We start from the raw sequence: 9,797 nt of genomic DNA, 5'->3' as shown, positions 1-9,797 counted from the left end.
ATTTGAACAGCAAGTGTTGGCACTGAAAAAATTCGTATAACAAATTGTTCAAGAGTGATTCGGCACGCGTGGCATTTCACTATGCGTTAGCTTTAGTGGTTAAGGTGTCATACGGAACCTTCGGTATTGCGTGCCTCACACCTTAACAAGGCGTTAGGTGTTCAGAGGTTAGGTTAAAGAATGAGTTTCAAAATTAATAGAATAAGCAATAATAGCCTTGGAACGCATTACGGCATTTTTCAAAATGATGAGTTAATCCATCATGAATTTAGTCGCGCAGCTGCAGAAAAGGTACTGGGAAAACTACAGACTGGAAAAACACTTGAAGAGGCGCTTAAACCTGAGCCAATACCCAAACCTGAACGAGTAATAGCTCGACTTGTAAAACCTCAAGTTTCATTGGTTAAGAAACATAAGTCTCTTTTCACTACAGCGGTAACGGCTGAGAAAAAATTCGAATATGATCCTGTCTTATACCGTCAAATTGCGAACTTTAAGGTAAATGAAATCGTTCAGGTGATAAATCGAAAGGGGCATCGGTCAACAATACATATTACTAATATAGTAAAATTGAGTTGGCACCAACTTCAATTGTTAGTCTCCGGAGGTAGTACTAAATTCGAGAAACAGTATTTACTTTACAAAGAGTACAGTACAAAACATCAAGCACATCGCGTCTTGAAAGGGATGAGTTTAAGCCAAGCAGAAAGTACAGAAATTCAAGCATACATAGATATCTTTAAGGCAAATGGGTTCTCAAAACACACACAAGTAAATGATTACATAACGAACAATAGCTTGTGGGGGCACTTCCCGACAATTCGCTCACTTAACGATCATGGTGAGTACAAAGAAATCGAAGGAATAGAACCTAAATATTTTGAAGTTGTTTGCCGTATTTTGAACATATCAGGTGAAGGTGGTAGAAGCTTAGATCACTTCAAAAAGTACTAATTTAGACCACACCTAACAAAGCATTTAAGAGTGATTCGCAACGCTTGGCAGTTTCGCTTCGCTCAAGTATAGCCAAGCGTCGCTCACACCTTAATGCGGCGTTAGCATTTCTGGAGATAGAGAATGTCCTTTTTCAATGAAGATTGGGTGACTCTGAGTGCTTTAGTTGCACTTGCTGTCAGTACTTTACCCTTAATTAAGTTTCTTCATGAGCTAATTTCGTCTAATAAGCATTTTAAAGTTAAACACTTAGAGCTTTTGCATCAAAGCTTCGGAGAGCCAAATAACCCTGCTATGAAGTTGATGGTAGAGCAGCAGTTTTGCTCTGTTTTTAAATATTCTGCTAGCTTCGAGGATATTTGTTTATTGCTATCAGCATCAAAAACTACAAAAGCAGTCGAGCTTTATAAAGATAGTCATACATATTTGGATTGTGATGGTGAAAAATTTACATTCGTTTATAAGTATCGTGACCCCAAAAAACGAATGAAAGAGTATGTAGTAAGACCATTCCGAAATTTTGCACTATACATGATCGCAGCATTACCAGCAGTTGCATTAGGTATGTTATCACTCTATCTAGTTTTAGATGGAGAACCTTTCAAAACGACATTCGGTGTGGCAAACGTGATTGTCTGTTTTGTCTCGGCAGCATTTTGTGGAATGCTGGTCAGAGTTGCATATTATAGAGTGACAGACACCCATAGTATCAAATATGCAGAAGAGCTATTAACGATTTACGACAATGAGTATGTCAAAAGTGTTGAGCTTAAACTTTGGGACAATGCTAACAAGTTGCTTAAGAGTGATTCGTAACGCGTGGCATTTTTACTTTGCGGTGGCTTTTGGTGATTAAGGTGCTGTGCGTTAGCTTTTGTGTTGCGCTACTCACACCTTAGCAAGGCGTTATGCTTAATCAAGTAAAATCAGTTGGTTATGGTTTTTCTTTGTTCCCTCAGCTTTTTGGTTTTGTGCTTGTCGGCAAGTTGGCTTCAGTGGGCGCTGTTTTCCGGACACTTATTCTTTGGCGCTGGAAATTCGGAGAGTTGCCTCAATCAGTTTTCGCGTAAGGGTGAGGTTAGGGTGGCTGGCTCAATCAGCAATTTGATCTTAGGTTTTTGAGTTTTAGCAGCCAAATTTCAAAGTCTGATTTTTAAAAACTATGAGTCATTTCAGTTTTCTAGCTTTTGGCTTTTGTTTGTGAATCAAAGTCGAGTTAATCTTGTTTCCAGAAAAACGTAACCTATTGAAGCTTAAGCATAACAAAGCGTTTAAGTGGGATTTGGCACGCGTGGCATTTTCAGTTTGCGTTTGGTTCAGTGATTAAGGCACTGTGCGGTAGCTTTTGTATTGCGTGCCTGCACCCCTTAACGCGGCGTTAGTATTCAAGGAGTAATTATGAAATTGGGAGGCTGGCAAAGGATTTGGTTAGTTGTAGTTATCACTTCAGGTTTCACTGCTTCCTATGTTGCCTTTGAGACTAGACCACAAATTTCTACGATTGAAAAAGAGTGGATCAGAAGTGCATCAGATGTGATAGCGGAGAAAATATCAGACGAAGAGAGCCGAGAGGTTACTGGTTATTCAATTCAGGTGAATTTGTTTGAAAATAAAACTGATGCGGAAATTATTGCGTGGTTAAACAAAGTGGAGATTAATCCTTCATCACCTCAGCGTGTTTTCTCTAGCGCAGTTAAAGAAATAAACGAGAAGTTTCAACTTCAAGTAGATGAACTCCCGTATAGGCAAAAGGGCCACTTTACCACGATAGCAATGTGGTGGTTTGCAGTTTCAATACTTATTTACGTTCTAGGTTGGTCTATTGGTTGGATCATCCGTGGCTTTCGGTCAAAAGAACACTAACAAACTGTTCAAGAGGGATTCGCAACGCGTGGCATTTTCACTATGCGTTGGTTTAAGTGATTAAGGTGGTATGCAGCGGCTTTTGTATTGCGTTGCTCACCCCTTAACAGGGCGTTAGGGCGCAGGGTGGAAATGGACAGAATCGTAGAATTAATCAAACAAGACCCTGTTAGAGTTAAAGCCTTAGAGTGCGTCTCTAAATTGGGCTTGCCCCAATGCTATATTGCAGCTGGTTTCGTTCGTAATCTTGTTTGGGATGCGCTGCATGGCTTTGATGTAGCAACACCATTGAACGACGCGGATGTTATTTACTTTGCTCCAGATGAGGACGACCCTAAAGCATATTTACACCATGAATCTCAGCTCAAGCAGTTAATGCCGGAAGTTAACTGGCAAGTTCGTAACCAAGCACTCATGCATACTCGGAATGGCGATTTACCTTACAAAAACTCCCTTGATGCTATGAGCTATTGGCCAGAGCAAGAGACAGCTGTTGCCATTCGACAAGTCACACCTGATAGCTATGAATGTATTGCAGCTTTTGGGTACGAATCCTTATTTGGTTACTGCGTCACACATAACCCTAAAAGGTCACGAGAAACGTTTGAAAATCGTGTAAATTCAAAGGGCTGGCTAGTAAGGTGGCCATCTTTGAGAATAGTGCCCTAACAAAGCATTTAAGAGTGATTCGCAACGCTTGGCGTTTTCGCTTCGCTCAAGTATAGCCAAGCGCTGCTCACACCTTAATGCGGCGTTATGTAGCAAGGAGATACGGTGTGCTTAACTTTTTGAATAAAAAGTCTTATGTTCAGTCAGTCGCTAAAGATGTAGCTCCTAAACTGTGTGCTAAGTTTGGGAAAAAGCTCGTCTATTCGTTTCAGGAAATTAGTTGGGCATTGAGTGAGATTAAGCGCAGTGATGACCAGTTCTATAAGTCAGTTTCTTATGGCATGTTGTTGCCTTACAGCAAAGAGTTGGCTATCGAGTTACAAGAAGACTTAGGCGACTTGTTAGAGTTTCAAAAGTCTGTTGGAGAGATCTTATTTAACGTGTCGGAAGTTCCTTCTTTTGAAAGCTACCTGTTATATGCAGAGGTAAATTCAGCACCTAAATGTAGTGTTACGAACACGACTTTAGATAGTTCCGGTGGAGTAAACTTTCTTGATTTTGGTGGCGCTGACTAGCTACATAACAAGGCGTTCAAGAGGGATTCATGCCGCGTGGCATTTTTGGTTTGCGGTGAGTTTTGGTGGTGAAAGTGGGCTGCGGAAGCTTGGTTTATGCGGCATTCACCCCTTAACGCAGCGTTATGCGTTCATGATAGTTTTGAGGTGCACATGGAAGAGATTTACAAAGTATTGTCACGAGAGGTGACAGAACTTCATTATCGATGGACAGTCTATCGAGAGGTTTATGCGCAAGGTGAAGATGTTACCAAGCTACTGAATGAAAATGGAGCAAGTTTCTTTTATTTCGTAGACTTCTTAATGCTTGACCATGTAGCGCTTACTTTTTCTAAGCTTACTGACCCCAATAGACAGGGCTCAAATGACAACTTGAGTTTAAAGCAACTTGTTGTTTGCGCTAATGACCAAAAAAACACTCTGTTAGCACAAGAGCTTAGTTCTGATTTTGATACTCTGAAATTGGCTTGTGGAAAATTTAGGTTACTGAGAAATAAGCGTATTGCGCATGCCGATTTAATACATAGCTTAGGTCAAGCGAAGGAACCGCTCTCAGGGTTTTCGCGAGAATATGTCGAAGAAGCATTAAAGTTGTTACGTTTGTATATGAACAAATTCGAGTCAGAGACTTTCGACAAACCGATAGCTTATGAATACCTTGTCACACCTATTGGTGCGGGTGGTAGCGCGCTGATAGAAGCGTTAAAACTAGCTGACAAGCACCGTAAATAAACGCATAACAAAGCATTTAAGAGTGATTCGCAACGCTTGGCAGTTTCGCTTCGCTCAAGTATAGCCAAGCGTCGCTCACACCTTAATGCGGCGTTAGTACGGGTTTGACATCAAAGGTCATAAGTTTTGGTGTTTATCTGTTTTTGCGATCGTCTTTACACCTTTCAGTTAGTGCCTTTCATGTTCTTTCCGGTGGCACTATATGCGGAGTGTTTGCTTTGATTTCACCGTTTACGGTTTCTAACTCTTACCCTATTTCTTTGGTGCTTCTTCTCTTTCGTGGTTTTTTGCTACGTCAGAATTGTCTTTCTTTGGTGTTGCCGTCGAAGTCCGAGGATCGAATCCTTTCCTAATTTGAAGCAAGTGAAAGTAGGGCAGTTTAGTGCATTTTTCTTCTAGCCAACTCTCGTCTCTTAATCGAGTTTAAGTTTTGTAGCTGCCCGTCTCACTTCAGTGTTCAAAGCCTTTCATATCATGCTACTTTTCAATATCTTGGAGCGCATAAATAGAAGTCGCGCATGTACTAACAAATTGCTTAAGAGTGATTCGTAACGCGTGGCATTTTTACTATGCGGTGGCTTATGTGATTAAGGCGCCGTGCGGTAGCTTTTGTATTGCGTTACTCACACCTTAGCAAGGCGTTATGTTCTAGGGAGAAATCAAGTGGTTGAACGGATTACTTACGAAAGCTTACCTCAAATCGCAGGGCCTTATGTCCATGCAACAAAGCACAATAAAACGCTTTATATATCAGGGCTTACAGCTTATGGAACAGAAGCTCAAACCTCTGGTCTGACAGAGCAAACTAAAGAGATCTTGGAGCAAATCTCAGAAGTCCTTAGGTTAGAGAAACGCTTAAAAAGCGATCTGGTGAAACTGACAATTTTTGTTCGTGACATGTCAATGTTAGGCAGCATCCGAGAGCTACTTTTCAATTTCTATGACGGCAATTTACCAGCATGCTCACTGGTAGAAGTATCCAAGCTAATTCACGCGGATTTACAGATAGAAATTGAGGCCGTCGTAGCGCTGTAAGTACGAACATAACAAGCAATTTAAGAGGGATTCACAACGCTTGGCATTTTTGCTTCTACTTCAAATTTAGTGTTTATGGCACAATGCTTTAGGTTTGGGAGGTGGCGTTGTTCACCCCTTAATTGGGCGTTATGTGCTTTTGAGGAAAATTGACATGGAAGTAGTAGAAGCGAGTCCAGATTTAGCTCCAATATTAGCAAGTTACGCGAAAGAATGTTTGGAGTCGGGTATCCCTAAATATTCCGGCGTTGAACAAGATCCTGAAGCTTATTTATCAGGTTTGGTTGAACGTTCTAAGGCAACTTCTGAGTTACCAAACGGTTATTTGCCCAGCACAACTTATTATTGCGTATCTGACTCTGAAATCTTAGGCGCTATTCGAGTTCGTAAAGGTACTAATGCCAACGTAGAAAATGTCATTGGGCATGTAGGCTACGAAACTAGACCGTCAGCTCGCGGTAAAGGTGTAGCTTCATTTCTCCTCGCTTGGGTGCGAGACCATATTGTCACTGATTCAGTTATTGTTACTTGTTCAGTTGACAATCCAGCGTCCCAAAAGGTTATCGAAAACTGTGGCGGTGAGTATCTTGGCAACTACACAAGTGAAAACGAGGGCACTGTAAGGCGCTACCGTTTAGCACGCACATAACAAAGCGTTCAAGAGGGATTCTCAACGCTTGGCAGTTTTGGTTCAAAGTTTAGCTTTTGTGATTATGGCACAATGGTTTAGGTCAGGTGGTGGCGTTGTTCACCCCTTAACGCGGCGTTAGGCACCAAATAGAACAAAATTAAGAGAGATGTATGGCTATAGAATCACCACTTTTTCAAAGTGCGATGGAATTGATTGGACACTCAATTACCCATTACAACGGAAAAAAGGAACTAGATCGAAAACTACTGATATTGCATCTTGCGAATGCTGTTGAGCTAATACTTAAAGACTTGGTTCTAGATGCTGGCGATTCGATCTATAAAAACCCTAAAGAGACAATAACAATTCAAGGGTGTTTGTCATCTTTAGAGAAACATAATGTTGAATTACCTTTGTTGAACAAAATTGAACTCTTAGTTGATGAACGTAATGCTCTACAGCATCGTTTCGGCTCCCCTAATGAATTGACGAGCATATTTTATATGAATATTGCTCAGACCTTTTTCAAAGAAGTTCTCAAATTGCACTATGACCAAGAGTACGACGAAATCATTAAGCAGTTTACTGATGAATCTGACTTGATTGCTTTCCGAATGAACGAGCCTACAAATGACCAAGAATTGGATAAGCTAAAAGACTTAGCAAAATTACACCCGCTTGGTGCTCTGCTAGCTGCGTGGACATATTTTGAAAAGGAGTTAGATCTATTCATTGAAGAGGTAGGTCTAAACTATCGCCGTAGACGTGTTTCAACGATAGAGCTGACTCGTGGCACGTATGAGTCTATGGGGTTAGTTATTCCAGCTGAGCTTATCGACGACTTGATTGAAATAAGACGTATAAGAAACATGGCTGCACATGGAAGAATGGAGCCAACACTGAAACAAGTGAAAGATACAGTGACAACAATTGAAAAGTTAGAAGCTCATTTAGCTACTCTCGATAAAGATGTAATTAAAACAAATGCTCTCATTGCTAAAGAAAAGTATGAATGTGAAAAAAGTGGTCAAACTACATTTTTAGAACTTTTCTCTAGTGCTGAAACAGGTGCCTAACAAACAATTTAAGAGGGATTCCCAACGCTTGGCATTTTTGCTTCTACTTCAAGTTTAGTGCTTATGGCACAATGCTTTAGGTTGGGTGGTAGCGTTGCTCACCCCTTAATTGGGCGTTAGGGCAATAGGAGTATATTTTGAACAGTGATGATATTGGTGCGATCATTGAATGCTTTATATCGAAAGAGAGTGCACTAAACGATGTTAAAAACTTTTTTGTTGCCAATAAAATGGAAGCACTCTCATTTCTGGCGGGCGTTGTATCTTTAGCTATTGCTTTGATTGCAGCTCTATTAGGTGACGCTACCACTTCTTACATATCGTTATTTGCTTTTTTTGCATTTCTTGTACTGTATTCATTGTCCTCATTCATTTCTACAGTTCGCTTCTTTGTGGGTGCAACAAAAGAAACTTTAAAAGATATAAATGAAAGATATCGGTCGGACTATATAGTCGCGGAAGAAATTTCGACCTTCGGTGATGACAGCATAGATTGCGTTAAGGTCCTCTTTGAGGGGCGCATCAGGTATTTAGAATCGAGGGTAGGTTTCCTTGTTGGAATTGTTGATAAACTCGGTATTGTTCCAGCTATCATCATGCTCTACTTGGCATATGTTAAAGCATTGGGTTCCGAAGAAATATTCAACTTATCACCTTTAATCACAGGCATCGTTTCTGGCGTTTATTTAGGAGCAATTACGGCTCGTATTGTAATTGATGCTTTGCGAGACAAAATAGGCATCTTAGAGCTTTCGAAAAAAATATCTCAAAAGCGCAAGGAGTTCAAATTGCCCTAACAAACTGTTTAAGAGTGATTCGCAACGCGTGGCATTTTTACTATGCGTTAGGTTTTGTGGTTAAGGTGGTATGCGGAAGCATCGGTGTTGCGTTGCTCACACCTTAACAGGGCGTTATGTTTAATTGAAATTCAAAGGCTTAAAGGTCTTAGGCTTTAGTTCTTTGTCCCTCTGGCAATCCGTCCCTAGTAGACTCAGCAAATCAGTATTGTCGGCCTAAGTTCTTGAACCACTCAGCCCGTAAAACATGCCAATGTTCGTGGGTTGCTTCATTGTCAGGTCGTGGCGGTTGGCTGTTGGTGTAACTGGCTTGAAGTCACTTTTGGATTCTTAGCCAATCAGCATTTCAGGTTGGCAGTTGCCTCGGCAATTTGCCATTGTCTTGCGCTTTGGTTGGAAAGCAAGGGTACTTGTTGTTACTCGGTCGGGTTGCCTCATTGGGCTGGGAAGTGGAATGACTCGTTTTTAGTTGGTCGCCTTTGGCGGCCAAGTTGGTTTAAGCCTTGTGGTTTGCTTCAGAAAAATAGTTAGAAATATCAGCTCTTTCTCAAGTAAATCAGTAGTTTGTGGTAAAACATAACAAAGCATTTAAGAGTGACTCACAACGCTTGGCGATCTCGGTTTAAACTTGGTTTTAATGTTTAAGGTGCAATGGTTTAGGTTAGGTGATTAGCGTTGTTCGCACCTTAATGCAGCGTTATGCTACTTGATTGATATTTGGGTGTGCCTTGTATAAAGTTGTTCTGGTTGGGCGAAAAGGGCAGAATGATATGAAAATGATCTTTGTAGACGCGGAGAATATTGGTTTAAAAGAGTTAGAGAAAGTTAAAGCTACAGTAGTTGATAAAGTTTTTGTTTTCTCGAAATCTGAAGCCGTAAAACTAGTTTGTGAAAAGTCTTTGTTCCTATGCTTATCTGACTATCCTACAGCTTCAAACCAAGCTGACTTTTACATAATCGCTTATCTTTCTAGAGTTTTGTCATCGTTGGAAAAGAAGCAGTTTGGTTCGGTTAACTTTGAACTCTATACTAATGACGAAAGTTTAATAGCGGCTTTTGAGTTTCAATGTGACCAAATAGGTGCAACTTGCAGGGCGGTCCGAACTAAGGACGAAACAGTTGTTAACCTGCATAAAGCAACACCCCCTAAAAAAACACCTCAAGACAGAGTATATTCTGCGTTAAAGTCTCCTAGGCCTCTAGACCCTAGCTTACAAAAGCATTTAGGGCTGTCAAAATCAGACTTTTCTAAAGCAATTAATGAGCTTTCTAAAGCAAATAAAATACAGCGTTCTAAAGGCAGTAAGCGTAAATGGGTTCAATGTTAGCAGTAGCATAACAAACTGTTTAAGAGTGATTCGCAACGCGTGGCATTTTCACTATGCGTTGTGTTTAGTGTTTAAGGTGGTATGCGGGAGCTTCGGTATTGCGTTGCTCACACCTTAACAGGGCGTTATGTTCTCTGGGCTAGGAAGGGATATGGAAACAGTTAAAATGCTAGATTTGGGGTTTTCTACTGCAGATG

Annotated in this window: 12 protein-coding genes; all 12 read left to right on the top strand. The window is 40.7% G+C overall.

The window, feature by feature from the left end:
• Positions 1-180 precede the first annotated feature (180 nt).
• The 12 genes from R7P67_RS22630 (at position 181) to R7P67_RS22570 (ending at position 9,600) form a co-directional block, all read left to right on the top strand.
• Entirely contained in the window at positions 181-954 is a 774-nt protein-coding gene (locus tag R7P67_RS22630; protein ID WP_213878011.1) for a hypothetical protein, read from the top strand.
• A 123-nt stretch (positions 955-1,077) separates the two neighbouring features.
• The gene (locus tag R7P67_RS22625) at positions 1,078-1,770 is read left to right on the top strand and encodes a hypothetical protein (protein WP_203488932.1); all 693 of its coding nucleotides are present in this window, start codon (positions 1,078-1,080) and stop codon (positions 1,768-1,770) included.
• 92 nt (positions 1,771-1,862) lie between these two features.
• Entirely contained in the window at positions 1,863-2,024 is a 162-nt protein-coding gene (locus R7P67_RS22620; RefSeq protein ID WP_318086090.1) for a hypothetical protein, read from the top strand.
• Between the two features lie 328 nt (positions 2,025-2,352).
• Positions 2,353-2,817, top strand: coding sequence for a hypothetical protein (locus tag R7P67_RS22615; RefSeq protein WP_262654262.1), 465 nt, complete (start codon positions 2,353-2,355; stop codon positions 2,815-2,817).
• Between the two features lie 132 nt (positions 2,818-2,949).
• Positions 2,950-3,486 carry a nucleotidyltransferase family protein gene (locus R7P67_RS22610; protein WP_262654264.1) on the top strand — a complete coding sequence of 179 codons (537 nt, stop codon included), beginning with the start codon at positions 2,950-2,952 and terminating at the stop codon, positions 3,484-3,486.
• A 107-nt stretch (positions 3,487-3,593) separates the two neighbouring features.
• Entirely contained in the window at positions 3,594-4,001 is a 408-nt protein-coding gene (locus tag R7P67_RS22605) for a hypothetical protein (RefSeq protein ID WP_001900222.1), read from the top strand.
• A 153-nt stretch (positions 4,002-4,154) separates the two neighbouring features.
• Entirely contained in the window at positions 4,155-4,733 is a 579-nt protein-coding gene (locus R7P67_RS22595; RefSeq protein WP_318086088.1) for a hypothetical protein, read from the top strand.
• A 663-nt stretch (positions 4,734-5,396) separates the two neighbouring features.
• The gene (locus tag R7P67_RS22590; RefSeq protein WP_042764762.1) at positions 5,397-5,768 is read left to right on the top strand and encodes a RidA family protein; all 372 of its coding nucleotides are present in this window, start codon (positions 5,397-5,399) and stop codon (positions 5,766-5,768) included.
• 154 nt (positions 5,769-5,922) lie between these two features.
• Entirely contained in the window at positions 5,923-6,417 is a 495-nt protein-coding gene (locus R7P67_RS22585; RefSeq protein ID WP_213886992.1) for a GNAT family N-acetyltransferase, read from the top strand.
• Positions 6,418-6,569: 152 nt separating this feature from the next.
• A complete protein-coding gene (locus R7P67_RS22580; RefSeq protein WP_101958718.1) occupies positions 6,570-7,475 on the top strand; it encodes a hypothetical protein in 906 nt (301 codons plus the stop codon).
• 137 nt (positions 7,476-7,612) lie between these two features.
• The gene (locus tag R7P67_RS22575; protein WP_038138045.1) at positions 7,613-8,272 is read left to right on the top strand and encodes a hypothetical protein; all 660 of its coding nucleotides are present in this window, start codon (positions 7,613-7,615) and stop codon (positions 8,270-8,272) included.
• Between the two features lie 770 nt (positions 8,273-9,042).
• Positions 9,043-9,600 (top strand): hypothetical protein, encoded by a 558-nt coding sequence (locus R7P67_RS22570; protein WP_130250989.1) that lies wholly within the window; start codon positions 9,043-9,045, stop codon positions 9,598-9,600.
• Positions 9,601-9,797: the final 197 nt, after the last annotated feature.

Source organism: Vibrio sp. Vb0937, from assembly GCF_033338855.1.
This window is presented reverse-complemented; position numbering and strand designations above follow the sequence as displayed.

Coding starts and splice junctions, on each gene's coding strand:
- R7P67_RS22630 (WP_213878011.1), top strand. CDS start 181: ATGAGTTTCAAAATTAATAGAATAAGCAATAATAGCCTTGGAACGCAT.
- R7P67_RS22625 (WP_203488932.1), top strand. CDS start 1,078: ATGTCCTTTTTCAATGAAGATTGGGTGACTCTGAGTGCTTTAGTTGCA.
- R7P67_RS22620 (WP_318086090.1), top strand. CDS start 1,863: ATGCTTAATCAAGTAAAATCAGTTGGTTATGGTTTTTCTTTGTTCCCT.
- R7P67_RS22615 (WP_262654262.1), top strand. CDS start 2,353: ATGAAATTGGGAGGCTGGCAAAGGATTTGGTTAGTTGTAGTTATCACT.
- R7P67_RS22610 (WP_262654264.1), top strand. CDS start 2,950: ATGGACAGAATCGTAGAATTAATCAAACAAGACCCTGTTAGAGTTAAA.
- R7P67_RS22595 (WP_318086088.1), top strand. CDS start 4,155: ATGGAAGAGATTTACAAAGTATTGTCACGAGAGGTGACAGAACTTCAT.
- R7P67_RS22585 (WP_213886992.1), top strand. CDS start 5,923: ATGGAAGTAGTAGAAGCGAGTCCAGATTTAGCTCCAATATTAGCAAGT.
- R7P67_RS22580 (WP_101958718.1), top strand. CDS start 6,570: ATGGCTATAGAATCACCACTTTTTCAAAGTGCGATGGAATTGATTGGA.
- R7P67_RS22570 (WP_130250989.1), top strand. CDS start 9,043: ATGAAAATGATCTTTGTAGACGCGGAGAATATTGGTTTAAAAGAGTTA.